The sequence below is a fragment of the Caballeronia sp. LZ001 genome (genome assembly GCF_031450875.1).
Taxonomy (GTDB): Bacteria; Pseudomonadota; Gammaproteobacteria; order Burkholderiales; family Burkholderiaceae; genus Caballeronia.
Genome location: NZ_JARTVX010000004.1, coordinates 5,009,289 through 5,030,533, shown reverse-complemented (window position 1 = coordinate 5,030,533; position 21,245 = coordinate 5,009,289). Strand labels below are relative to the sequence as shown.

The window sequence follows — 21,245 nt, the reverse complement described above, 5'->3', positions numbered from 1 at the left end:
GCGCAACCACGCGCGGCCGTCGATCACCGCACCGGCTTCAAAGCTGACTCATCCCGCCATCGATCACCACTTCAGAGCCCACGATGAACCCCGCCTCCGCCGACGCCAGCAGCAGCACCGTCGCCGCCACTTCGCTCGACTTGCCGAAGCGCCCGAGCGGAATCTGGCTTTGCAGTTGCGCGGCGGCTTCATCGGCGAGGCCGAGCTTGTCGTGCAAAGGCGTCGCGATGGGACCGGGGCTCACCACGTTCACACGCACGCCGCGCGGCAGCAATTCCGCCGAGAGCGTCTTCGCAAGCGAGATGAGCGCTGCCTTGCTCGCGGCATAGATCGACGAAGCGAGCATGCCGATATGCGCGTTGATCGAACCGTTCAGCACGATGGATGCGCCTTCGTTCAGTAGCGGCACGAGCGCCTGAATCTGAAAATACGGACCCTTCACGTTGATCGCGAAGGTTTCGTCCCACGCTTTCTCGTCGATATCTACGAACGGAGCGAACGTGGCGACGCCTGCATTGACGAACACAGCGTCGAGCCGGATGTGCGCGTCACCGAGATGCCGCGCGAGTTCCTGCGCGGCGGCGATGGTGCCCGTGACATTGCGTATGGCGACGGCGTTAGCGCCGAGCGTCTCGCGCGCCTTGGCGAGAGAGACTCCATCGCGACCCGTGATGACGACGCGCGCGCCTTCCGCGGCGAATGCCTGCGCCGCCGCCAGACCAATGCCGCTGTTGCCGCCCGTAACCAGAACTGTCTTGCCTTCGAAGCGATTCATGACGTTCTCCTTTGAACGTTGATCAGTGTGAAGGCAGTATGGCGGGCTTTGCGAGCAATGCCGTACGGGTAAATCGAGGAAAACGTGCGGAATTGTCGAACGAGTTGAGCGGCGCACGGCTGCGAACCGTGCGTATTGCCAATGCTAGCCTCAGCGATCGTTGCTCATGCCTTTTAGCTGATCGTTGCCGGCGTCGCGCGCGGCATCGGCGGTAGCAAAGTTCTCTTCCGATACGAGCGCGCGTCTCACTTCGCGCGCTTCGAAATCGACTAGCACGAGTACCCAGACGAATCCGCCCGCTTGCTCGGCCGTCTGCACGAACGCGCGGACGTTGCCTTCTTTTGACGATGTCATCCTGACCTCCTCCTTGGTGGAACCACGACACGCGCGGTGACGACGAACGTCGCTTAGGCTTCGAAATCCAGACCGCCAAGCAGCACGGAAGTCTCGGCCTGCGAGCGCGTGACCATATCGACATCGCGTGCGCCTTGCCAGGCCGCGAACTTGATGTCGAGTGCGTCCAGATAGCGCATAAAGCGCGCCTCCCCGTGAGGATGCATGAGACGCTCGATCTCCTCGTCGTCCCACGTGAGAAAGATGTTGAGCGGCAACGGATAACCACGCGCGCGCTCGTCGTCCGCATGCGGTGGGGTTTGAGCGCCGAGGTGCAATTTGGCAGGCTGGTGCGGATATTCGCCGGGAACGATATCGACGCGCACGCCGTGAAGCAGCGCCGCCACTCGCTCGGCGATACGCGGCATGAATTCGCTTTCGAAGCGAAGCGCCTGCTCCAGGTTCAACGCCCTTCTCCGTGTGCTTTCAATGCGTGCGGCGCGCCGTCAGACTGGCGGCAAATCCTCGAGCGATTTTTCGATCTGCCCGTCTTGCACGCGCGCTTCGATGCCGATATGGCCGTTCGCGTAGGGCAGCGAGCTGACTTTCGGACCGAGAAAAGTGCGACCGCCGAGGGTAAAGAGCGTGCGGACCTCCTTGCCGCTCTTGATGGCGTCCACGACCTCCTGCACTTCCACGATGGTGGTGGGCGCGGCCCAGTCGTTGGTCGCGGAATCGAAGCTGCCCCAGCGCACGTTGGTCACGCGATCGTTGACCCAGCGCACGCCGTCTATCGCCAAGGTAGTCATGGCTGCCTCCGTTGCCGTGTTCGGAATGGTGGTTTGATGATGCTAGCACGGGGGAGGTGTGGGGGTTGGCTGGTTCGAGTGTCTGTCGAAACGTGCCTTTCGACAAAGCGCTTCGCCGCACTGCGGTAAAATCACACCTTCGCCTTAAACCGATGCAGACCGCGCCACGGTCAGTCGCTCCACATGTCCGCCGTTCAAAAAATCAGCCCCCGCCGCGTGTCCGTCGCTCCGATGATGGACTGGACCGACAGGCATTGCCGCTCGTTGCATCGGCTCGTGTCGCGGCACGCTTACCTCTACACAGAGATGGTGACCACGGGCGCCCTGCTTTACGGCGATGTCGCGCGTCACCTTGCGTTCACGCCCGCCGAAGCGCCGGTTGCGTTGCAGCTCGGAGGCAGCGAGCCGGCCGATCTGGCAAAGAGCGCGAAGCTCGGCGAGCAGTGGGGCTATGACGAAATCAATCTGAATTGCGGCTGCCCGTCCGAGCGCGTGCAGCGCGGCGCGTTCGGTGCATGTCTGATGAAAGAGCCGCAACTAGTAGCAGACGGCGTGAAAGCCATGCGCGATGCCGTGTCGATTCCCGTGACGGTCAAGCACCGTATCGGCGTCGATTCCGTCGAGGACTACGCGTTCGTGCGCGATTTTGTCGGCACCGTCGCCGATGCGGGTTGCGAAGTGTTCATCGTCCATGCGCGCAACGCTATCCTGAAAGGCCTGAGCCCGAAGGAGAACCGCGAGATTCCGCCGCTCAAATACGAATATGCGTATCAACTGAAGCGGGATTTTCCGCATCTGGAGATTTCGATCAACGGCGGCATCAAGACGCTCGACGAGGTCGAGGAACATCTGAAACACGTCGATGGCGTCATGTTGGGCCGTGAGGCTTATCACAACCCGTATGTGCTCGCGGGCGTCGATACACGCTTTTATGGCGCGACGACGGCGATTCCTTCACGCGAGGAAATCGAAGCCGGACTCATTGGCTATGCACGCAACGAACTTGCGCGCGGCACGTATCTCGGCGCGGTGACACGTCACGCGCTTGGGCTGTATCGCGGCACTGCCGGTGCGCGTGGATGGCGGCGCGTGCTTTCCGATAGCCGGCGGCTAGCAACCGGCGATCTTGCGATTTTCGACGAAGCGCGTGCTCATTTGCGCGAAGGTGCGGAAGCTATCGAATCTTGAAGCCGTCTAGCGAACGAAGATGCGTGAAAGGGCTAGGCAAGCGCAATTTTAGTTCGTATAATCTCGCTTCTTGATTGCTGAGCAACTTTCGGCAAGATGGAATCAGGTAGTTCAGTGGTGGCTGTAGCTCAGTTGGTAGAGTCCAGGATTGTGATTCCTGTCGTCGTGGGTTCGAGTCCCATCAGCCACCCCACGGAATTAAAGCAAAAAGCCCGGTCAATTGACCGGGCTTTTTGCTTTTCCGAAAGACGAAATCTTCCGCGAATTTTCAGCCGACGCGCCTGTCTCATCAAAGACCGCGGCGCTCCCGTCGCGGCTTCGCTCGTGGAGACTCGACATGAAAAAAACGACCCTCGCGCTTCTCCTCATCTGCTCGGCCGTAGTGGCGCAAGCCCAAACCGCGCGCCCCGACGACAACGCCTCGATGGTCAAGCCGCCGAGCGCACCCGGCTCGCCTTCCGCCGAGACCACGCGCCCGAACAATCCCGACAACATGCCGGTGAAGCGCCCCAACCCGCCGCCCAACAGCGACCGCATGCTGCATCACAGTCCGGCGAGCGACGCCATTGCAAAGTAAGCGCGTCCGCGTCATATCTGCTTAGGCATCGCTTCGACACCGGCTCGCGCGCCCCTATAATGGCGCGTCACGACAACCAACGAGAGCCGCGGTTCGCCGCAAGCGGTCCTGCCAATGCATAAAGTCATTCTGCCGTTCGTTTCTGGTTTTCTTGCCGCACTCTTCTTTCGGGAATCGACGCTCGCGCTGCTGCATGCAGCAGGTCTCATCGATCAAGCCGGCTTTTCCATCACCCCTTTTCTGCCGCTCGGCATTCCAACTTTTATCGCGAATGCGTTATGGAGCGCGGTGTTCGGCGTGCTGCTCTCGTGGCTCTTGCGCGTTGCGCCGGAGAACCGCGCGCCGTGGATTGGCTCGCTCGTATTCGGCGGGATCGTGCTAACTGCGGTCGGCGCATTCGTGATCGATCCCGCGCGCGGCATCTGGCCAAGCGGCAACATGCTGCCGCGACTCGCGCCCAACTTCATCGCCAACGCAATCTGGGGCTGGGGCGCGCTCGTCTTCATGCGCGCTTTCACGGCCGGCAACGAGTCGCGTTGATCGCGCGTTCTCGCTAAGAACGCTCAGTCCTTGAGCAAACGCAGCGGATGCGTCGCCGGCGTCCAGGCGCTCTCGAACATACGTTCGACATCCTTGACGCCCACCTCCTCCGCCCGCGCGATCTTCCAGCTCGGCTGATTGTCCTTGTCGACGATACGGGCCCGAATGCCCTCGATCACATCGCCGCGTTCGAACGTCGTGCGCGTGAGATCGAGGTCACGGCGCAAGGTCTCCGCCATCGACGAATACCGCGCGCGATCCACCTGCTGCAGCGAAACATCCACCGACAAAGGCGAACGTTCGCGCAGTTCCGCCGCCACGCGCTCGGCCCATTCGCGCGCGGCGCCATCCGTCTCACGCGCGAGCGATGCGAGAATCGCCGCGCCATTGCCCGTGGCGAAATGCTTGTCGATGAGCGTGCGTCCCTCGGCAAGCGCGCTGCGGTCGAGCGTCGGGCTCACCTTGTATTTCGTCGTCTCGTTTTCGACGAAGCGAACGATCGCCACGCCATCGAGAAAGCGCTGATGCCGTAGCGATTCGATCAAGCCCGGCAACGCGCCATCGTCGAGATAAGCGTCGGCCATGCGCGCATAGAGCGCGTCTGCCGCGCCCATGCTCGCGCCCGTCGCGGCCAGATAACGCCCGATCGCGCCAGGCGCGCGCGCGAGAAACCAGCTCACGCCGACATCGGGAAAGAGTCCAATACGCGTCTCGGGCATCGCCATCTTGGTCGACTGCGTGACGATTCGCAGCCCGCCCGTATGATGCGCGCCTTGCGAGATACCCATGCCGCCGCCCATCACGACGCCGTTCATCACCGCGATATACGGCTTCGGGAAGGTGAAGATCGCGTGGTTGAGCTTGTACTCGTCGGTGAAAAACGCGTCGATCGAATCGCGGTCGCCCGCCTGCGCCGACTCGTAGAGAAAGCGGATATCGCCGCCCGCGCAAAACGCCCGCACGTGCGGGCTATACACCACGACGGTGCGGATTGCCTGGTCGTGACGCCAGGCGCGCAAGGCCTCGCTGATCGCGCGCAACATGGGCGCGGACAGCGCATTCAGAGCCTTCGGGCGATCGAGTGCAATGAAGCCGATGCCGTTGGCGGAGTCGATACGGATATCTTCGGTGGTCATCGTGTTGGAGTGTCGGGTCGGTTCGTTCTGTCAGTCAGTTTGGCAGGCCAGATGCCAGCCAGTACTCAACCTGCGGTCAACCTGTTGTTCACTACGCGAGCCACGCGTCGAGCGATAACTCGAGTATCTCGGCCGCAGGCATTGCCCGCGATACGCCGCACAGCGCCAGCGCGACGATGCCATGCAAAGTCGCCCACAACGCCTGAGCGCAATCGGCCGGCAGTGTCTCCGGCGGCAGGCGCTTGAGCCGCCCCGCGGCGCGTAGTTCGACGAAGGCATCGGTCATCGACGAAAGCGCAGCCATGCCGTCATCGGTGCCATGGGTTCCATCGCCGCGGCGGTCCGCGTCCATGAACATCAGCCGATACGTCTCCGGCTCGGCCAGGCCGAATTCGACATAGACGCGCGCCATTGCTCTAAGACGCGCGGCGGGATTGGCAATGCTCGCTTGCGGCGCAAATGCCGCGCGCAATGTCGCATGTCCTTCTACGCACAAAGCGTGCGCGATGTCCGCGCGGCTCCGAAAATGCAAGTACAAAGCGGCAGGCGAATAGTCGATTGCCTGCGCGAGCCGGCGCATCGAAAGTGCTGCAAAGCCTTCACGCTTCACGATAGCTCGCGATACGTCGAGTATGCGCCCGCGCAAGGCATCCCGCTGCTCTTGCCGCAGCGAACGCGCCTTGCCCGATGGTGTCGATATGTGTCGCGGCAGATCCATGCGGGATATTGTCGACATCGCCTGTCGGCTAGTCAAACCCGAATTTGCATGACGCGAACGGTCACCGCGCAAGCAGCGCGGCTAGCCAGCAAAACGATCAGACGATCATCTTGCCGCTGTCGCTATCGCGAGGCGCGGCTCGATAAAGCGGCTCGTCGGATTCGCCCAGCAGCACGGAGGCGAAGACGATGCATAGACCCAGAAAAACGACACCGACGGCTGCCCAGATGAGCCATAGTGCGTTCGACTCAATAAGCGAGTGGAAAAAGGAGAGAAACATGACGACCCCACGCGACTTTTTATAATGGTTGCTCGTTGTGGCTTGCACGATGAAGCGCAGATGCCCGAGCAAATGTCGTGCCGCACGAAATCGCCATGCGTGCGGCCGTAGCGAGATAGTACCCGCAAAGCGGAGATACGCAGTCGAATTGACGGAACGCTAGCGTGCGCCGCTTTCAGGCGAGCACGCGTCCTGGCGGAAAATGACCGCTCTTGAGAAGCACGGGCATGCCATTCGTGACTTCCAGATGCTCGCGCGCCACGGCTTCGATGCGCGCACGGCCTGCATCGAAAGCGCTGATCCAGCCGCGGCTATCGTAAGTCTCGGCGCCGAAATGATCCTCCAGCGCTTCCACCGATATGGCGCACGGTACGCGTCGTCCGTCGACGAGCGCGGCGAATTCGATGGTGAGGTTGGAGTCGCAATAACCGGGCGCGTCCGGAAGGAAACGGATGTCCATGATGTTCTCGTGGCTCAGGCGCGGTTGCTGTCCGAAGAAACCGGCCCCGGAGTGTTACAGCACCGACGCAAAGTCGTTCAGGCATTCCCTGCAGGATTGGTTTCGAGCAAAGGACCGAGGCGCTTATGGTAACTGCGTCGATGCAGCGCGGTCCAGCGGCGCGCAGTGTAGAGCGTTAGGCTGCGAGCACGTCCTCGTTCACATCGACGACGAGCAGCGAGCTCGCCAGCGGATCGGCGTAATTGAAATCGAGCAGGCGGCTCATGTCGCGCACCCGCTCGCATACGCGCTCACGCGCCTCCTCCGACAGATGCGGATAGTCCCGCAGTACCTGCGGCTCGAACCGATAATGCACACCCCAGGCGATGTTGCCCGGATGATTCGCCACCCCGCTCGTGCGCCAGCTCACGAACAACGCGGGCGTGGCTTCGAGGCCGATCTCCGCGATGTCCGCGCCGCTCGGAAAGAGGTCGATCAGGCAGTTGGCGATGTCATAAAGCACCGCGTGCCGGAGATGAACGGGGCGCATCACGTCATCGGTTTCAACAAGCGGTCGATATACTCGCGCCCCGCCTGTTCGACGTGCGCAAGCGCGGCATCCTCGGTGGCGAAGCGCCGTTCCGGGCCGAGATCGACGAGCGCCTCGAAGCGATGCACATCGTCCGGACCACCACGCGCCAGGCTCACTGAGCCGACATAGATCGGCTTGAGCGCCTGCCCGGCGTTGTCTTCGTTGCGATCGCCATCGTGCGCCTGCACGAGCCGGGCGGACGCGCTGATGTAATACCCTCGGTAAGGACCGGTCACTCTTTCGGCCATCGTGTTGACCTCCTTTTTATGTTGGTGACGAATCACACGTCATGCGGCAATTACAACCGGCGTTTGCCATCTATCAGGCGCGCGATCCGGAAAATAGTTCACGCGAACCTGTCTTTACCGCTTAACGCCGTTCGTTCGATGATTCGCAAGCCTCGCGCCCGGTTCGAGCCATCGTGCTTTTTCACGGCGCGCGTAGCGTATGGGACAATGCGTATCCCAAAAAGCCGCCGAAAAAACGTCCTGCGGCGAAGTCATTGCAATCACGAGGAAAAGATGAAGGAATTCGATCGGCGCTCACGCCGGCTCATCGCGCGCGCGGCGGCGCCTGGCATCGCCCTGATCGCGGTTTTTGCCATCGCCGGAACGAGCGGATGTGCTTCGTCCAACGATGCATCGCTCATCAATCTTCCCGATGGCCAGACGGGCTACGCAGTGAACTGCAGCGGCGCCGATGCCGGATCGAGCTGGGCGAGCTGCTACGTGCTCGCGGGCAAGGCATGCGGCGCGACGGGTTACGACATCGTGTCGAAGGACAACGAGGAAGGCGGTCCGAGCGGCGGCGGCTTGAACAACGTCGTGACGGCAAACGTCAAGAATCGCTCGATGATCGTACGCTGCAAGTAGCGGTGCCGCGCCGCGTCAATGCGCGCTCATCTTCGAAAACACGTTCAGCACAATGACGCCCGCGACGATCAGCCCCATGCCCAACATGGCGGGAATATCGGGCGTCTGCTTGAAGAAGAACGTGGCGACGAGCGTAATCAACACGATGCCCGCGCCCGACCACACGGCATAGACGAGGCCGACCGGCAAGGTCCGCAAGGTCAGCGACAGCAGATAAAACGACAACCCATAGCCGATCACGACGATGGTCGCGGGTAACGCGCGCGTGAAGCCATCGGAGGCGCGTAGCGCGGAGGTCGCGACGACTTCCGCGACGATCGCAATCGCAAGCAACACATAAGCGGTGGAACGCATCGGCTGGTTGGGTCTCCGTTGAGTCTTTGGAATGCGTGACGACGCTCAGACGCGGCCGAGCGACAATGCGGCGAAGTCATGGCCGAGCACCGCGCATAGCGCTTCGACCACCATCTGATGATCTTCGCGCTGAGGCAGCCCCGACACCGTCACGGAGCCGATCACGCCGACATTCGCGACGCGCAGCGGAAAGCCGCCGCCGTGCGCCGAGTAATCGGCGGCATTGAGGCCGTACTTGTCGGCGAGCGTGGTGCCCGCCTGTTGCAGCGAGAGACCGAGCCCGTACGAACTGCGGCGAAAGTGTTCGACAGTCTTCGCCTTGCGTTCTGCCCAGCGCGCGTTGTCGGGCGTGGCGCCATCGAGCGAAGCGAAGAACATGCGCTGACCGAACGTGCGCACATCGATGACCACGACCGCGCCGCGCGCCATCGCCATCTCGCGCAGTTGCGTGCCGGTTTGCCAGGCTTCATCGGCATGAAACTGCGGGAACACAAGCGCGCGTTCCTGATGCGCGATGATCTGCAGATCGTGAGGAATATCCATGATGGCGTGCGTCCTTTGAAAAGGTTCGATGTGCGTTAGCGCTGACGAGCTTTAGGGGATTTTGACACGAGGGATACGCAGGCGTTGCGCCGCGTCTGGTCATGAAGTGGAGGTATTGCGACTTGCCTTACTTCCAGTACTGCGCCCATACATGTATGCAACTGCGTGCTGGAAAAGCAAAAGCCCGGCTTTAACCGGGCTTTTGCTTGAATGCTTGGTTGCGGGGGTAGGATTTGAACCTACGACCTTCGGGTTATGAGCCCGACGAGCTGCCAGACTGCTCCACCCCGCGTCCGTCGAAGAAAAGATTATAAGTCATCACTTACTCAAGCGCAATGGTCTTCGTGCGTTCTTCTACGTAAGCTCATCTTCCACGCGGGCAGCAAAACTTCATTGGTTTAGTCGAAAGGCCATCGCGGGACGCATGGCATAATCGATCGGTCATCGAGCATTGAAAAAAGATTCGGGCACGGCATGCATTACTTGCGTCGCGGCATGATCAGAAAGTTAAGCGGGTTCGCTGCGCTATGCGCGATCCTGCTGCTTTCGTTCGCGCCGCTCGTAGCGCAAACGCTGGATGGCAAGCGCGTCGAAGCGCTCTTCTCGTCCATATGCGCGTCGAGCTCGAATGGCATCGCGCATACGGTCGATACCGCATCGCACGCGAACCATGACGCTTTTTCGCATCTGCAAGCGTGCGGATATTGCGACCTGCTTGCGCATGCGCCTACGCCGCCATCGATGCCGCATGGCTTCACGGCATCGACTTTGGCCGACGACACTTTCGTCGCCAAGCAAAACAGCACCGCGCCGCATCGCATGCCGCCAGGCGTGGCGCTGCCTCGCGCGCCGCCTGCTCTCGCCTGATACGCGTTCCCCTCTTCCGACATGCCATACCTCGCGTTTGCACGCTTCGCGCGGCAAGCGTGAAAATCACAAGGATGCATCATGAGTACCCTATCCGCCTTGCGCGGCGCGCTGGCTTGCGCATTCTTCGCATCGGCGTCGTTTGCGTTCGCGCACGCGCTGCCGAAGCTGCAACAGCCTGGGCCCGGCGCGACCGTCAACGCGCCGCACGAAGTATCGATCGACTTCGGCGAAGCGCTCGAACCGACCTTCAGCAAACTGACCGTGACCAATGGTCAGGGCAAGCAGGTCAACACCGAAAAGTCCGTCGTCGATACGAAAGACAAAAAGCACATGAGCGTCGCACTCCACGACTTGCAGCCGGGCGTCTACAAAGTGCAATGGACAGCTGTCGCCGCCGATGGTCATCGCACGCAGGGCAACTATAACTTCACGGTCAAGTGAGAAAGCAATGAAGAAAATCGCTGTATTGTTCGGCGCGCTGACGTGCGCATCTTTCGCGACGCTGTCTCATGCCGCGCCGCTCGAAGCGCGCGATTGCTGGGTTCGCGCAATGCCGCCGAACCTGCCTTCGTCGGGCTACTTCACGCTGGCCAACAATGGCGACAAAGCCGTCACGCTCACGGGCGTCGATACCCCCGCGTTCGGCATGGCGATGATGCACAAGTCGGATACCAAAAGCGGCACCGCGACGATGGCCCCCGTCGATTCCGTCGATGTCCCCGCGCATGGCACGCTACAGTTCGCACCGAAGGGTTATCACGTGATGCTCGAACAGCCGGGCAAGCCACTCAAGATCGGCTCGACGATTCCGCTCACGTTCAGCTTCGCGGACAAGAGCACGCTCGATGTGAGTTGCGCGGTGAAGTCCGCGGCGACGGTCGGTAACTGAAGCACCGTCACCAATAGAAAACGCGCCGGGTTCGTTTAGAACCACGGCGCGTTTTTTTATCCTGCCTTACCCATCACGGCTTATTAAACATATCCATGATCTGCTTGCGCTCATCGGTGGTGACTTGCGGCGCGGGCGGCGCCTGCATGCCCGCCGGGCCGACGCCGCCGGTAGTGTTGGTATCGCCCGCTGTCGGATTGACGTTGTCCATGCCGATGCTCGCAACGAAGCCCGCACCCGGCGTGCGATCGGCATAGAACAGTTCGCCGTCCACGGTGGTCACGCCGTCGGGCCGCTGCATCTGTTCCTGCGGGATGCCGCGCAACGCGCGTCCCATGAAGTCGACCCAGATCGGCAACGCAAGCTGCGCGCCGAACTCGCGGCTGCCCAGCGTCTTCGGCTGGTCGTAGCCCATCCACGCCACCGCGACGAGCTGATGCTGATAGCCCGCGAACCAGCCGTCCTTGGCGTCGTTGGTCGTACCCGTCTTGCCTTGCAGGTCGCTGCGCTTGAGCACGTTGGTGCCCGAACCCGTGCCCGCCGTCGCCACCGTATGCAACAGGCTATTCATGACGTAAGCGTTGCGCGGTTCGAGCGTCTGCGGCGCGTTCTTGCTGGCCGTGAGCGGATCGGCGCGCGAAATGACGCTGCCGCGCGCATCGGCGACTTCGCCGATCAGATACGGGTTGATGCGATAGCCGCCATTCGCGAACACCGAGTACGCGCCGCTCAACTGCAACGGCGTGACGAGTCCCGCGCCCAGCGCGAGCGGCAGATACGGCGGCGTCTTGTCCTTGTCGAAGCCGAACTTCTGCGTGACGAAGTCCTGCGCGTAGCTCGTGCCGATATACGACAGGATACGAATCGACACCAGGTTCTTCGACTTCTGCAAGCCGGTGCGCATGGACATCGGGCCGTCGGGTTGATCGTCGTCCTTCGGTTCCCAGGCGTCGCCACCGGGCGATGCGGGCGGAAAGTACAGCGGCGCGTCGTTGATGATGGTCGCCGGTCCCAAGCCCTTGTCGAGCGCGGCCGAATAGATGAACGGCTTGAAGCTTGAACCCGGCTGACGCCACGCTTGCGTCACGTGGTTGAACTTGTTCTTGTTGAAGTCGAAGCCGCCGACGAGCGCGCGGATCGCGCCGTCCTGCGGCACCATCGAAACGAGCGCGCCTTCCACTTGCGGCAATTGCGTGATCTGCCACGTGTCCTTCGCGTCCTTCGCCAGCCGGATGATCGAACCCGGCTTGATGGCAAGCGCCTTCGATGCATTGTTGCGCAGCGCGGCCGCGACGAAACGCAGGCCCTCGCCGGAAATGGTGGCCGTATCGCCGCCGACGAATTGCGCGACCACTTGCTTCGCGTTCGCCACGGTCACCACGGCAGCGACGAGTTCGCCGTTGTCCGGATGATCGACGAGCGCATCCTCGATGGCTTCGGCGCGATCGTCCGCGTTGCCCGGCAGAGCGATGCTGCCTTCCGGCCCGCGATAACCGTGACGCCGCTCGTAATCCATGATGCCCTTGCGCACGGCGCGATAGGCCGCGTCCTGATCGGCGGAATCGATGGTCGTCGTGACCGTCAGGCCGCGCGTGTACGCTTCTTCCTTGTACTGCGCGTACATCATCTGCCGCACCATTTCCGCGACGTACTCCGCATGCACGCCGTATTCGGTGCCACCCGACTTCGTGCGAAGTTCTTCGGCGACCGCCTGATCGTATTGCTCGCGCGAGATGAAGTGCAGATCGAACATGCGCTTCAGAATGTACTGCTGACGCACCTTCGCGCGCTTCGGATTGACCACCGGGTTATATGCCGACGGCGCCTTTGGCAAGCCGGCGAGCATGGCGGCTTCGGCAAGCGTGATGTCCTTCAGGTCCTTGCCGAAATACACGCGCGCCGCGGCGGAAAAACCATAGGCGCGTTCGCCGAGATAGATCTGATTCATATACAACTCGAGAATCTGGTCTTTCGTCAACGCGCGCTCGATTTTGTAGGCGAGCAGCATCTCGTAGATCTTGCGCGTATAAGTTTTTTCGCTCGACAGAAAGAAGTTGCGCGCGACCTGCATGGTGATCGTACTTGCGCCTTGCGACGCGCCGCCGTGCGTGATGTCGCTCACGCCAGCACGCAGAATGCCGATGAAATCGACGCCACCGTGATCGTAGAAGCGGTAATCTTCAATGGCGAGCACCGCCTTCTTCATCTGGTCGGGAATGTCCTGAAAACGCACGAGGCTGCGGCGCTCTTCGCCGAATTCGCCGATCAGCACGTGATCCGACGTGTAGACCCTAAGCGGCACTTTCGGGCGATAGTCGATCAGCGCATCGAGCGAAGGCAGGTTCGGCTCCATCACGACGAGCGCATAGCCGACGATCAGCCCGCCCACCACCACGCCGATAGCCGCGAGCCCCGCGAACCACAGCGCGACGCGCGCGAGCGGCGAGCGTCGGGAATCGCGCCCGTCGCGGCCATTCTTTCCATTGCGGCCGCCATTGCCGCCATTGCCGCCATCGCGTCCGTTGCCGCCGTTGCGTCCATTGCCGCCGCCGGCATCGTTGGATGAGTCGTTCCAGCGAGGTTCGCGATTCAGTCGCGATGAATTCGTAGAGTCGGGTCGTTTGATGATAGGCATGACTGGGATCGTTCCGCGCGCTTCGAAGCGCGCGCTCTGTGGCGCCTTGGGTATGTCAGCGCCTGAGCACTTTCAGAAAGACGGGACCAAGCGAATGGGCAGGCCGGCTTCGACCGTGTGGGACGGGTAACCGTGAATAACAGCGCATTTTAAAGAATTCGCAGGCGACACTACAAAACCCGTCGCGATTTTTTGTAAGTAATTGCCGATGTGGCGCCCGAAACCCGGTCTTCGGCGGAAAGGGTCGGGGTTGCACCGGGGTTATCCCCCGAAAGTGTTGAGAGCCTTGTGGACAACCGTATGAGAAAATAGCCAAGTGGTTGATCGCAGAGCAGTTTTGCGAAATGCCCGAGGATCGTCGCCATGCGGTCGCGGCCGCACGCGCGAGCCCGCGAAACCGATATGATTGGTTTTAAGCCACTCAGGTTTCAAGTGGCGCCAGAAGTTGCGGTAAAGAAGTCGTGCCGTTTGATGATAGGGAACGCGGTTCAAGCGCCCACTCGTGCGTACGCGCTTACGCGCTTACAACCGCCCTACTGTTTGCGAGCTGCTCATGACGACCAAGCCTACCGAACGCATCGTTGTTTTCGTGACCCCGGCGCAGAAACTCGCCATCAGCAACACGGCGGATCAGCTCGGCATCAGCGTGAGCGAGCTGATGCGGCGTGCAGTGCTCAACTTCAACGCGACGAGCGAGCAGATCAAGGCAGCGGGTATCGTCGATCGCCTGCGCGCGCCCAAGGCGCCCGATCCACTGACCGTGGCCTTGCGCAGCGTCGCCGCTAAGGCCGCGGCCCGCGAGGCGCGGGAAGCAGCGGCAAGCGCCACGAAGCGCGCGGCCGCGAAGCTTGCGCACCTTCCTGTGCCCGACGAATCCGCAAGTCCCGACGAACCTCTGGACGACGATGCCTCTCTAACCGACGATGGCCGCGCGGACAACTGAAGCACGCGCTGTATTCCGCTTCGTTCGTTTGCACGACGTTACACTCCTTCACCTTGCTTAAGCCCCGATTAAGGCGCGGCATGCTCTAATAAGCGGGGTAAACCCGGTCGTCATCGGCTGGTCAACGACGCTTGCAATCCTGCGCCATGCGCCTCACATTCGAGCCGCGCGGGCTTGCATGCCGCGGTCTTCATCAAGGAGAAATACATGTCGCTTCTGGATTCCATCACGCGCACGGTCAAAGGTCTGCTCAACGACGCAGCCGACACCATGCAGGACCCATCGCGCGATGCGCGGCAGATCGTGCGCGAGCTCGACGACAGCATCGCCAAGGCTGAGAACTCGCTGATCGAAATCGAGGCGCAGGTCGCCACGCAGCAGAGCAAGCGCGACGTCGCGGCCGAGAAAGCGAAGAAGTACGAAGACGGCGCGAAGCGCGCGCTGCAAACCGGCGATGAAAGCCTCGCGCGCGAAGCTCTCGCCGCGCAAGCCAACGCCGAGACGGAACGCGATGCCCTCGCCGGCGAATTGCAGACACTCGTGCCTTCGGTGGAGCATTTGAAGCAGCAAATCGCCGACATGCGTCAACGTCGCAACGACTTGAACGCGCGCTCGAACATTCTGCAGGCCAAGCAGCAGATCGCCACCGCGAAAGACACGGCGGCGACCGCGCTGGGCGGCATCGGCGGAAAGAATCTGTCCGAAGACTTCCAGAAGCTCGAAGACAAGGTGCAGTTGGCCAACGCGCGCTCGGACGCGCGTCTGAATTCGGCGGATCAGAAGTCGGGCAAGGCGCTCGACGACAAACTCGCGGCGCTCAATCGCGGTCCGTCCGTGGAAGACCGTCTCGAAGCGCTGAAGAAGCAGTTGAATACGCCGGCGCAGTAATATGTTCGTCGGTGCGCGGCGCGGCCCTGGCGGCTCGCGCGCGCCGGACGAATCAGCGGGAATCGCGCTTGCATGCAAGCATTCGCTTTCCCCGATTGCAGCTCAGAAAGGAGACGGGTGCTTATCGCGCCCGGCCTGCAACATGAAAAAGACTCTGTCGGCTCTTGCGCTCTCGCTATCCCTGGCCCTTTGCCTGTCGGTTGCGTCTCCGCTCGCCTTCGCCGTGCCAACCGCGCAGCAAGTCGAGCAGTCGATGACGCAAGGCAACTGGCCAAAGGCCGATTCGCAGTTGAGCGAAGTGCTCGACGCGCATCCGAAGAATGCTCATGCGCATTATCTCTATGCGCAGGTGCTCGATCGCGAAGGCCGCTATAGCGACGCGCTTTCGCATCTTCAACAGGCGCAGTCCATCGATCCCGCGCTTGGCTTCACGACGCCCGCGCGCTTCAACGAAACGCAGGCGCGCATTCAGGCCGATGCGAATCGCGCGAGCATCAGCCCAAACACCGGTAACGAGACACGCAGTTCGACCGGCGCGGTCGCGACCAATCCGTTCAATCAGGGCGCACAGGTCGCGCCGCAGAAACATGGACCGTCGATCGGCATGTGGATCGGCTTGATCGTGCTGATCGGTGCGATTGCGCTCGTGCTGCGCTGGGGAATGAAGCGCGCCCGCGTCCGTGACGATGGCCGCGCCGACGACGATCGTCGCACGCAACTCAAGCGCGCGACCGAACTGCTGAACGAAGTGCGTTCGCTCAAGCTCGACGTCCGGCTTTCCACGACGCCTGGGCATGAGGCATTGCTAAAGGAAGTGGAAGGCGCCGAGACGCAATTGCGTGAGATGGTCGAGGCGTTGTCGGATGCCAAAAACCCCGTGCCGCCGTATGCGATTCAGGATTTGGAAAATCAGGTGGCGAGTTTGAGGGCGCGCGCCGAAGGCCGTCCCGACCCGAACGCTGCCCAGGCCGCGGCGCAGGGACAGTCGGCGTATGCGCAAGAAGCGGAGCGCTTCGGGCGCGGGCAGCAGCAGCCTTACGGGCCGCAGGGGCCTTATCCTCAACAGGGTCCGTATCCGCAGCAAGGGCAACAGCCACCGGTCGTCATTCAGCAAGGCGGCGGTGGATTCGGCGGCGGCATGGGCGGTTTGTTGACTGGCGTTCTGCTTGGCGAAGCGCTGTCGAACGGACGAGAACGCGTAATCGAGCGTGACGTGCCGGTGGAACGTCGCAACGACAACGGCGGCGGCCTGGACTTCGGTAACGGCGGCGGCGGCGGCGGCGGTCTCGACTTCGGCAACGGCTCGAACGATTGGAGCGATGGCGGTGGCGGCGTAGACCTCGGCAGCACGGACGATAGCTGGCGCGATACGTGATTCGCGCGGTTGGAAACTGGCGTTATGAGCCCCGCTTCGTGCGGGGTTTTTTTTGGGGGCGCTCGCTTGGCTTTTCGGCCGTAACGTTCAGCATGTGGAGCGTGCGCTAAAGCTCGATATTTCGAGCATTAGCAGCTATGGAGACCGACCCAGTCCGGCACATCGACGTGTGTTGCTGCCATAAGCCCGCGCAAAAGCTCAATACATCAGGGACGCGAAAGGCTCACCCCCCGCCACCCAAAAACCGCAACAACGCCCACAAGAACTTGAAGAACCCAACCACGAATTCCCAAATGCGTTCGAGCTGATCCCAGGTTGCAACGCGCATCAACGCTTGCAGCATCATGCGCCAGGCGCCGCGCGAAGTCTTTCATGCAACCGCACAGGGAAAAAGAAGCGAAATGGCATGGTTAAAAAAAGAGGCGGCTCGCCGCCGCCTCGTCGTCATCGAGGGAACTGCATGATAACCGCTTGCGTCCGGTCACTACGCAAGGGTCATCTCATTCCTCACGCGGCCGGCTTGTCTTCCGGCGCATCGGGCGGCACGTCATCCGTCAGCGCTTCTTCCAGTCGCTTGAAGATTCGCCGCGTCGCGCCGCGCGCATGCAAGGCCAACAGCAGCAGCGAACGCCCCGTCACCTGATACACGTTCCCCGAGTCGAAATCTTCCAGTTCCTCGCGAATCGGCGCGTTCGTATCGATGAGGCAACTCCACTGATCCGAGCCCGGGATATCAGGCAGCTTGAAATCCACGACATCGTGATATGAATTGACGATCAACAGCAACGTCGCATCGGATGCCGGCTTGCGAATGCCCGTCGCCTGCGCGCGACCGTCGAGCACCATGCCGAAGCAGCGCATGTTCGGGTCGCCCCATTGCTCGTCCGACAGTTCCTGGCCGTCCGGACTAAGCCACTTAACGTCCGCGACTTCGAGATCCTGGCGATACTCGCCCGTCAGGAAGCGCTGACGCCGCAGCACGGGCAGCGTATGACGCAAGGTCGTCAATTTGCGGACGAACTCGGTAAGCGCGCGACCTTCGTCGTCGATATCCCAGTTCACCCAGCTGATATCGTCGTCCTGACAATACGCGTTGTTGTTACCCTCTTGCGTGCGGCCGAATTCGTCGCCGGCCAGGATCATCGGCGTGCCTTGCGAGAACAGGAGCGTCGCGAGCAGATTGCGCTTCTGGCGCTCGCGCAGCGCGCGAATCTCGGGATCGTCGGTCGGACCTTCCACGCCGCAGTTCCACGACTTATTGTCCGAATGGCCGTCCTTGTTGTCTTCGCCGTTCGCGTCGTTATGCTTGTCGTTATAGGAGACGAGATCGTTGAGCGTAAAGCCGTCGTGCGCCGTGATGAAGTTCACGCTCGCCCACGGACGGCGTCCGCGCTTGTTGAACTTGTCGCCCGACGCGGTCATGCGCGTGGCGAGTTCTGGCGCTTCGCCTTCGTCGCCCTTCCAGAAACCGCGCACGGTATCGCGATAACGGTCGTTCCATTCCGCCCAGCCCGGCGGGAAACCGCCGACCTGATAGCCGCCCGGACCGCAATCCCACGGCTCCGCGATCAGCTTCACGGTCGCGAGGATAGGGTCCTGACGGCAGCTGTCGAGAAACCCGCCGCCTTCGTCGAATCCATAGGTCTCGCGTCCGAGAATGGTGGCGAGGTCGAAGCGGAAGCCATCGACGTTCATTTCCGTCACCCAGTAACGCAGGCTGTCGGTGACCATCTGCAAGACGCGCGGATGCGAAAGATTGAGCGTGTTGCCCGTGCCCGTATCGTTGATGTAGTAACGCGGCTCGTCCGGCATCAGCCGATAGTACGACGCGTTGTCGATACCCCGGAACGACAGCGTCGGCCCGCGTTCGTTGCCTTCGGCGGTGTGGTTGTAAACCACGTCGAGGATCACTTCTAGGCCGGCTTCGTGCAGGCGGTCGACCATCTCCTTGAACTCCGCGATCGCACCCGAACCGCGCGCAAAGAAGCGCGGATCGGCAGCGAAAAAGCCGATGGTGTTGTAGCCCCAGTAGTTCGTGAGTCCCTTGTCGAGCAGGTAGCTGTCGTTGACGAACGCCTGGATCGGCATCAGTTCGACGGACGTTACGCCCAGACTCTTGATGTAATCGACGATTTCCTTCTGGCCGAGCCCTTCGAACGTGCCGCGCATATGCTCGGGAATCGCCGGATGGCGTTTCGTGAAGCCGCGCACGTGGGTCTCGTAGAAGATCGTGTGTTCCCAAGGCACGCGGCCACGTGTCGGGTGCGTCCACGAGAACGTCTGATCGACGACCTGGCACTTCTGCATGAAGGGCGCGCTGTCGCGTTCGTCGAAGGTGAGATCGTCGCCTTCCGCGTTGAGCGTATAGCCGAACACGGCGGGGTCCCACTTTAGTTCGCCAACGTGCGCCTTGGCATACGGGTCGAGCAGCAGCTTGTTCGGATTGAAGCGATGTCCGGCTTCGGGCTCGTACGGTCCGTGCACGCGATAACCATAGACCGCGCCGGGCGCCAGGTCGTTGATGTAGACATGCCATACTTCGTCGGTATATTCGGGCAATTCGATGCGATGCGTCTCCTGCTCGCCCTTTTCGTCGAAGAGGCACAGCTCGACTTTGGTGGCGTGGGCGGAAAACAGCGCGAAGTTGACGCCTTTTCCGTCCCAAGTCGCGCCGAGCGGAAAGGGAGAGCCCTCGGCAATGCGGAGTTCGTTCGGCATGAGATGATGAGTTCGAATAGAGTGACGCGTAAAGCGTCGGGATGATGTGTCGCATTGGGCGATTCCAGCGGACATGAGTGAGCACATCGCGTGCCCACGCGCACGCAGGCTCCTCCGGCGTGATGCTTGCTTCGGCGCAAGATTAGATCGACACGCCGACCGAGTGAGTGGGCGTGCCTTGTAAAAACTATCGGCGCGTAAGCGTCTGAAGGAGAATTCGCTTGCCCACGCGCCCGAACTCCTTGGCATCGACATCATCCGATACGCTTGGCACGGCCGAGGAAAGCCGCGCCAAGGGCCGCGCGCTACGCGACGCCGTGCCCTTCGAAGCCCACGCGGGCTGGCAGCCCGAAGCCAACCGGCCGAACCCTGTCGAGCGCGTGCTCGCCGTCAACGCCGGCCGTCAAGAGCGGCTCATCCCGCTGCGCATGGCGCGCATGGCCGAGTCGCCGTTCGCGTTCCTGCGCGGGTCGGCCACGGTCATGGCCTGGGATCTGGCGAAGTCGCCCTCGATCGGGCACAACGTGATCATCGACGGCGACGCGCACATCAATAACTTCGGACTCTTTCGCACGCCGCGTCAGGACGTGGTGTTCGACCTCAACGATTTCGACGAAACACTCGTCGGTCCGTGGGAGTGGGACCTGAAGCGCCTCACCGCGAGCATCAACGTGGCCGCGCGCGAAAATGGCGTCGATGCGAGCGGTCGCGAGCGCGCGGTGCGTTCGGCATGCGCGGCGTATCGCACGTCCATGGCTTCGCTCTGGCAGGTGAGCCCCTACGATCTCTGGCAAATGCGTTCATACGCGAGCGCCCTCCACATCGACGCGCCGACCAGGCTCGATGCCAGCGAAAAGGAAACCATCACGAAAACGGTCGAGCGCGCAATGAAGCGGTCGCACGCGACCATGCTCGCCAAGGTCGCCGAACCCGCTGGCAAAAGCTGGCGCTTCAAGGTCGATCCGCCGATTCTCACGCGCCTCGACGCCGCCGAGAAGAATCATGTGGTCGATGGCCTGAAGCCGTATCTGCAAACCATCGCGGGCGAATGGCGCATCATGCTGGAACGCTACGAAGTCGCCGATGTGGCGCATCGCGTGGTGGGCGTCGGCAGTGTCGGCACACGCGCCTATCTCGTGCTCATGCTCGGCCGGGCGCTCGGCGACCCGCTGTTCATCCAGGTGAAGGAAGGCATCGTGCCGGCCGCCGCGCCCTTCGTCGCGCCGCTTGACGAGACGCAGCAGCATCAGGGGCGTCGCGTCGTGCAAGGGCAAAGGCTCATGCAGAGTTCGTCGGATGCGCTGCTTGGCTGGACGACCATCGCCGGGCGCGATTTCTACGTACGCCAGATGAAGCAGATTCGCGGCTCCATTCCGGTCGACTGGCTGCATGGCGCGACCTTCGATTTCTACGCGTGGTGTCTCGGCCTTCTGCTCGCTCGCGCGCACGCCCGCACGGGCGACGCCGCGCTGATCACGGGCTATTGCGGCACCTCCGACAAGTTCGACGCCGCCTATGCAAGCTGGGCCGAACGCTACGGCGCACAGACTGTCGCGGATCACGCGGCATTCTGCGCGGCTATCAGCGTGGGTCACGTGAGCACGACCTGAAAGGCATGTCCCGCGCGCCGCGCGCACGTTCATCGAGCGAATTGACTATCATGCTCGTGTCTCTAGACGAAGCGCGCGCCTTATGGCGTTTCGTCTGTGGATCAATGGCATAGCCCTTGCTGCCGCTTTTAGCTCGCAAAAAATGTCTCACACCAACCGGA

General features: G+C 61.8%; 25 protein-coding genes and 2 tRNA genes. 12 read left to right on the top strand and 15 right to left on the bottom strand.

The window, feature by feature from the left end:
- Positions 1-37 precede the first annotated feature (37 nt).
- The 4 genes from P9292_RS34620 to P9292_RS34605 all read right to left on the bottom strand — a co-directional run bounded on the left by P9292_RS34620 (position 38) and on the right by P9292_RS34605 (position 1,917).
- The gene (locus tag P9292_RS34620; RefSeq protein WP_309963651.1) at positions 38-775 is read right to left on the bottom strand and encodes an SDR family oxidoreductase; all 738 of its coding nucleotides are present in this window, start codon (positions 773-775) and stop codon (positions 38-40) included.
- A 150-nt stretch (positions 776-925) separates the two neighbouring features.
- The gene (locus tag P9292_RS34615) at positions 926-1,129 is read right to left on the bottom strand and encodes a hypothetical protein (protein ID WP_244825263.1); all 204 of its coding nucleotides are present in this window, start codon (positions 1,127-1,129) and stop codon (positions 926-928) included.
- A 53-nt stretch (positions 1,130-1,182) separates the two neighbouring features.
- Positions 1,183-1,575, bottom strand: coding sequence for a DUF5594 family protein (locus tag P9292_RS34610; protein ID WP_244825264.1), 393 nt, complete (start codon positions 1,573-1,575; stop codon positions 1,183-1,185).
- 39 nt (positions 1,576-1,614) lie between these two features.
- Positions 1,615-1,917: a hypothetical protein gene (locus tag P9292_RS34605; protein ID WP_244825265.1), complete on the bottom strand. Its 303-nt coding sequence runs from the start codon at positions 1,915-1,917 to the stop codon at positions 1,615-1,617.
- Positions 1,918-2,100: 183 nt separating this feature from the next.
- Between P9292_RS34605 and dusA the strand changes: the two genes are divergently transcribed.
- The 4 genes from dusA to P9292_RS34585 all read left to right on the top strand — a co-directional run bounded on the left by dusA (position 2,101) and on the right by P9292_RS34585 (position 4,222).
- Positions 2,101-3,105, top strand: coding sequence for a tRNA dihydrouridine(20/20a) synthase DusA (gene dusA / locus P9292_RS34600; protein WP_309963648.1), 1,005 nt, complete (start codon positions 2,101-2,103; stop codon positions 3,103-3,105).
- A 117-nt stretch (positions 3,106-3,222) separates the two neighbouring features.
- A tRNA-His gene (locus tag P9292_RS34595) sits at positions 3,223-3,298 on the top strand.
- Between the two features lie 144 nt (positions 3,299-3,442).
- Positions 3,443-3,682 (top strand): hypothetical protein, encoded by a 240-nt coding sequence (locus tag P9292_RS34590; protein WP_244825267.1) that lies wholly within the window; start codon positions 3,443-3,445, stop codon positions 3,680-3,682.
- Between the two features lie 114 nt (positions 3,683-3,796).
- Positions 3,797-4,222, top strand: coding sequence for a hypothetical protein (locus P9292_RS34585; RefSeq protein ID WP_309963646.1), 426 nt, complete (start codon positions 3,797-3,799; stop codon positions 4,220-4,222).
- 23 nt (positions 4,223-4,245) lie between these two features.
- On the opposite strand, the gene P9292_RS34580 is transcribed toward P9292_RS34585, so the two are convergent.
- The 6 genes from P9292_RS34580 to P9292_RS34555 all read right to left on the bottom strand — a co-directional run bounded on the left by P9292_RS34580 (position 4,246) and on the right by P9292_RS34555 (position 7,635).
- Positions 4,246-5,358, bottom strand: coding sequence for an enoyl-CoA hydratase/isomerase family protein (locus tag P9292_RS34580; protein ID WP_244825269.1), 1,113 nt, complete (start codon positions 5,356-5,358; stop codon positions 4,246-4,248).
- 91 nt (positions 5,359-5,449) lie between these two features.
- A complete protein-coding gene (locus P9292_RS34575; protein WP_309963643.1) occupies positions 5,450-6,094 on the bottom strand; it encodes a TetR/AcrR family transcriptional regulator in 645 nt (214 codons plus the stop codon).
- Positions 6,095-6,173: 79 nt separating this feature from the next.
- Complete coding sequence (locus P9292_RS34570; protein ID WP_244825271.1) at positions 6,174-6,356, bottom strand: hypothetical protein; 183 nt, start codon at positions 6,354-6,356, stop codon at positions 6,174-6,176.
- Between the two features lie 175 nt (positions 6,357-6,531).
- A complete protein-coding gene (locus P9292_RS34565; RefSeq protein WP_244825272.1) occupies positions 6,532-6,816 on the bottom strand; it encodes a DUF1488 domain-containing protein in 285 nt (94 codons plus the stop codon).
- A 175-nt stretch (positions 6,817-6,991) separates the two neighbouring features.
- Entirely contained in the window at positions 6,992-7,345 is a 354-nt protein-coding gene (locus P9292_RS34560; protein WP_244825273.1) for a hypothetical protein, read from the bottom strand.
- On the bottom strand, positions 7,345-7,635 hold the full coding sequence (locus P9292_RS34555) for a hypothetical protein (RefSeq protein ID WP_244825274.1): 291 nt from the start codon (positions 7,633-7,635) through the stop codon (positions 7,345-7,347). The genes P9292_RS34560 and P9292_RS34555 overlap by 1 nt, the downstream gene beginning before the upstream one ends.
- A gap of 273 nt (positions 7,636-7,908) precedes the next feature.
- Between P9292_RS34555 and P9292_RS34550 the strand changes: the two genes are divergently transcribed.
- Positions 7,909-8,259, top strand: a complete 351-nt coding sequence (locus tag P9292_RS34550; RefSeq protein WP_250525878.1) for a hypothetical protein — start codon at positions 7,909-7,911, stop codon at positions 8,257-8,259.
- A 15-nt stretch (positions 8,260-8,274) separates the two neighbouring features.
- Here P9292_RS34550 and P9292_RS34545 read toward each other — a convergent pair whose 3' ends face one another.
- The 3 genes from P9292_RS34545 to P9292_RS34535 all read right to left on the bottom strand — a co-directional run bounded on the left by P9292_RS34545 (position 8,275) and on the right by P9292_RS34535 (position 9,448).
- Positions 8,275-8,613, bottom strand: coding sequence for a multidrug efflux SMR transporter (locus tag P9292_RS34545; RefSeq protein ID WP_244825276.1), 339 nt, complete (start codon positions 8,611-8,613; stop codon positions 8,275-8,277).
- Between the two features lie 45 nt (positions 8,614-8,658).
- Positions 8,659-9,156 carry a heme-degrading domain-containing protein gene (locus P9292_RS34540; protein WP_244825277.1) on the bottom strand — a complete coding sequence of 166 codons (498 nt, stop codon included), beginning with the start codon at positions 9,154-9,156 and terminating at the stop codon, positions 8,659-8,661.
- A gap of 215 nt (positions 9,157-9,371) precedes the next feature.
- Positions 9,372-9,448 (bottom strand) — tRNA-Met (locus P9292_RS34535).
- 203 nt (positions 9,449-9,651) lie between these two features.
- On the opposite strand from P9292_RS34535, the gene P9292_RS34530 reads away from it, so the two are divergent.
- From P9292_RS34530 to P9292_RS34520, 3 genes are all read left to right on the top strand, one after another.
- Positions 9,652-10,023, top strand: coding sequence for a DUF2946 domain-containing protein (locus tag P9292_RS34530; RefSeq protein ID WP_309963640.1), 372 nt, complete (start codon positions 9,652-9,654; stop codon positions 10,021-10,023).
- A gap of 81 nt (positions 10,024-10,104) precedes the next feature.
- A complete protein-coding gene (gene copC, locus P9292_RS34525; protein WP_244825279.1) occupies positions 10,105-10,467 on the top strand; it encodes a copper homeostasis periplasmic binding protein CopC in 363 nt (120 codons plus the stop codon).
- Positions 10,468-10,474: 7 nt separating this feature from the next.
- A complete protein-coding gene (locus tag P9292_RS34520; RefSeq protein ID WP_250464726.1) occupies positions 10,475-10,915 on the top strand; it encodes a copper chaperone PCu(A)C in 441 nt (146 codons plus the stop codon).
- A gap of 73 nt (positions 10,916-10,988) precedes the next feature.
- On the opposite strand, the gene P9292_RS34515 is transcribed toward P9292_RS34520, so the two are convergent.
- Positions 10,989-13,550 carry a penicillin-binding protein 1A gene (locus tag P9292_RS34515; protein WP_309963636.1) on the bottom strand — a complete coding sequence of 854 codons (2,562 nt, stop codon included), beginning with the start codon at positions 13,548-13,550 and terminating at the stop codon, positions 10,989-10,991.
- 553 nt (positions 13,551-14,103) lie between these two features.
- Here P9292_RS34515 and P9292_RS34510 point away from each other — a divergent pair.
- From P9292_RS34510 to P9292_RS34500, 3 genes are all read left to right on the top strand, one after another.
- Positions 14,104-14,493, top strand: a complete 390-nt coding sequence (locus P9292_RS34510) for a plasmid mobilization protein (RefSeq protein ID WP_409015328.1) — start codon at positions 14,104-14,106, stop codon at positions 14,491-14,493.
- 207 nt (positions 14,494-14,700) lie between these two features.
- Entirely contained in the window at positions 14,701-15,381 is a 681-nt protein-coding gene (locus tag P9292_RS34505; RefSeq protein WP_309963632.1) for a PspA/IM30 family protein, read from the top strand.
- A 142-nt stretch (positions 15,382-15,523) separates the two neighbouring features.
- Complete coding sequence (locus P9292_RS34500) at positions 15,524-16,756, top strand: tetratricopeptide repeat protein (RefSeq protein WP_309963630.1); 1,233 nt, start codon at positions 15,524-15,526, stop codon at positions 16,754-16,756.
- Between the two features lie 507 nt (positions 16,757-17,263).
- Here the strand turns inward: P9292_RS34500 and glgX are convergent.
- Complete coding sequence (gene glgX, locus P9292_RS34495) at positions 17,264-19,474, bottom strand: glycogen debranching protein GlgX (protein ID WP_250492328.1); 2,211 nt, start codon at positions 19,472-19,474, stop codon at positions 17,264-17,266.
- 221 nt (positions 19,475-19,695) lie between these two features.
- On the opposite strand from glgX, the gene P9292_RS34490 reads away from it, so the two are divergent.
- On the top strand, positions 19,696-21,084 hold the full coding sequence (locus P9292_RS34490; RefSeq protein ID WP_244825285.1) for a DUF2252 domain-containing protein: 1,389 nt from the start codon (positions 19,696-19,698) through the stop codon (positions 21,082-21,084).
- Positions 21,085-21,245: the final 161 nt, after the last annotated feature.

Excerpts from the sequence above, each read along its gene's own strand:
- P9292_RS34585 (WP_309963646.1), top strand. The coding sequence starts at position 3,797 with ATGCATAAAGTCATTCTGCCGTTCGTTTCTGGTTTTCTTGCCGCACTC.
- P9292_RS34580 (WP_244825269.1), bottom strand. The coding sequence starts at position 5,358 with ATGACCACCGAAGATATCCGTATCGACTCCGCCAACGGCATCGGCTTC.
- P9292_RS34550 (WP_250525878.1), top strand. The coding sequence starts at position 7,909 with ATGAAGGAATTCGATCGGCGCTCACGCCGGCTCATCGCGCGCGCGGCG.
- glgX (WP_250492328.1), bottom strand. The coding sequence starts at position 19,474 with ATGCCGAACGAACTCCGCATTGCCGAGGGCTCTCCCTTTCCGCTCGGC.
- P9292_RS34565 (WP_244825272.1), bottom strand. The coding sequence starts at position 6,816 with ATGGACATCCGTTTCCTTCCGGACGCGCCCGGTTATTGCGACTCCAAC.
- P9292_RS34605 (WP_244825265.1), bottom strand. The coding sequence starts at position 1,917 with ATGACTACCTTGGCGATAGACGGCGTGCGCTGGGTCAACGATCGCGTG.
- P9292_RS34530 (WP_309963640.1), top strand. The coding sequence starts at position 9,652 with ATGATCAGAAAGTTAAGCGGGTTCGCTGCGCTATGCGCGATCCTGCTG.
- P9292_RS34570 (WP_244825271.1), bottom strand. The coding sequence starts at position 6,356 with ATGTTTCTCTCCTTTTTCCACTCGCTTATTGAGTCGAACGCACTATGG.
- P9292_RS34620 (WP_309963651.1), bottom strand. The coding sequence starts at position 775 with ATGAATCGCTTCGAAGGCAAGACAGTTCTGGTTACGGGCGGCAACAGC.
- P9292_RS34590 (WP_244825267.1), top strand. The coding sequence starts at position 3,443 with ATGAAAAAAACGACCCTCGCGCTTCTCCTCATCTGCTCGGCCGTAGTG.
- dusA (WP_309963648.1), top strand. The coding sequence starts at position 2,101 with ATGTCCGCCGTTCAAAAAATCAGCCCCCGCCGCGTGTCCGTCGCTCCG.
- P9292_RS34560 (WP_244825273.1), bottom strand. The coding sequence starts at position 7,345 with ATGCGCCCCGTTCATCTCCGGCACGCGGTGCTTTATGACATCGCCAAC.
- P9292_RS34545 (WP_244825276.1), bottom strand. The coding sequence starts at position 8,613 with ATGCGTTCCACCGCTTATGTGTTGCTTGCGATTGCGATCGTCGCGGAA.
- P9292_RS34555 (WP_244825274.1), bottom strand. The coding sequence starts at position 7,635 with ATGGCCGAAAGAGTGACCGGTCCTTACCGAGGGTATTACATCAGCGCG.
- copC (WP_244825279.1), top strand. The coding sequence starts at position 10,105 with ATGAGTACCCTATCCGCCTTGCGCGGCGCGCTGGCTTGCGCATTCTTC.
- P9292_RS34510 (WP_409015328.1), top strand. The coding sequence starts at position 14,104 with ATGACGACCAAGCCTACCGAACGCATCGTTGTTTTCGTGACCCCGGCG.
- P9292_RS34505 (WP_309963632.1), top strand. The coding sequence starts at position 14,701 with ATGTCGCTTCTGGATTCCATCACGCGCACGGTCAAAGGTCTGCTCAAC.
- P9292_RS34540 (WP_244825277.1), bottom strand. The coding sequence starts at position 9,156 with ATGGATATTCCTCACGATCTGCAGATCATCGCGCATCAGGAACGCGCG.
- P9292_RS34520 (WP_250464726.1), top strand. The coding sequence starts at position 10,475 with ATGAAGAAAATCGCTGTATTGTTCGGCGCGCTGACGTGCGCATCTTTC.
- P9292_RS34500 (WP_309963630.1), top strand. The coding sequence starts at position 15,524 with ATGAAAAAGACTCTGTCGGCTCTTGCGCTCTCGCTATCCCTGGCCCTT.
- P9292_RS34515 (WP_309963636.1), bottom strand. The coding sequence starts at position 13,550 with ATGCCTATCATCAAACGACCCGACTCTACGAATTCATCGCGACTGAAT.
- P9292_RS34575 (WP_309963643.1), bottom strand. The coding sequence starts at position 6,094 with ATGTCGACAATATCCCGCATGGATCTGCCGCGACACATATCGACACCA.
- P9292_RS34615 (WP_244825263.1), bottom strand. The coding sequence starts at position 1,129 with ATGACATCGTCAAAAGAAGGCAACGTCCGCGCGTTCGTGCAGACGGCC.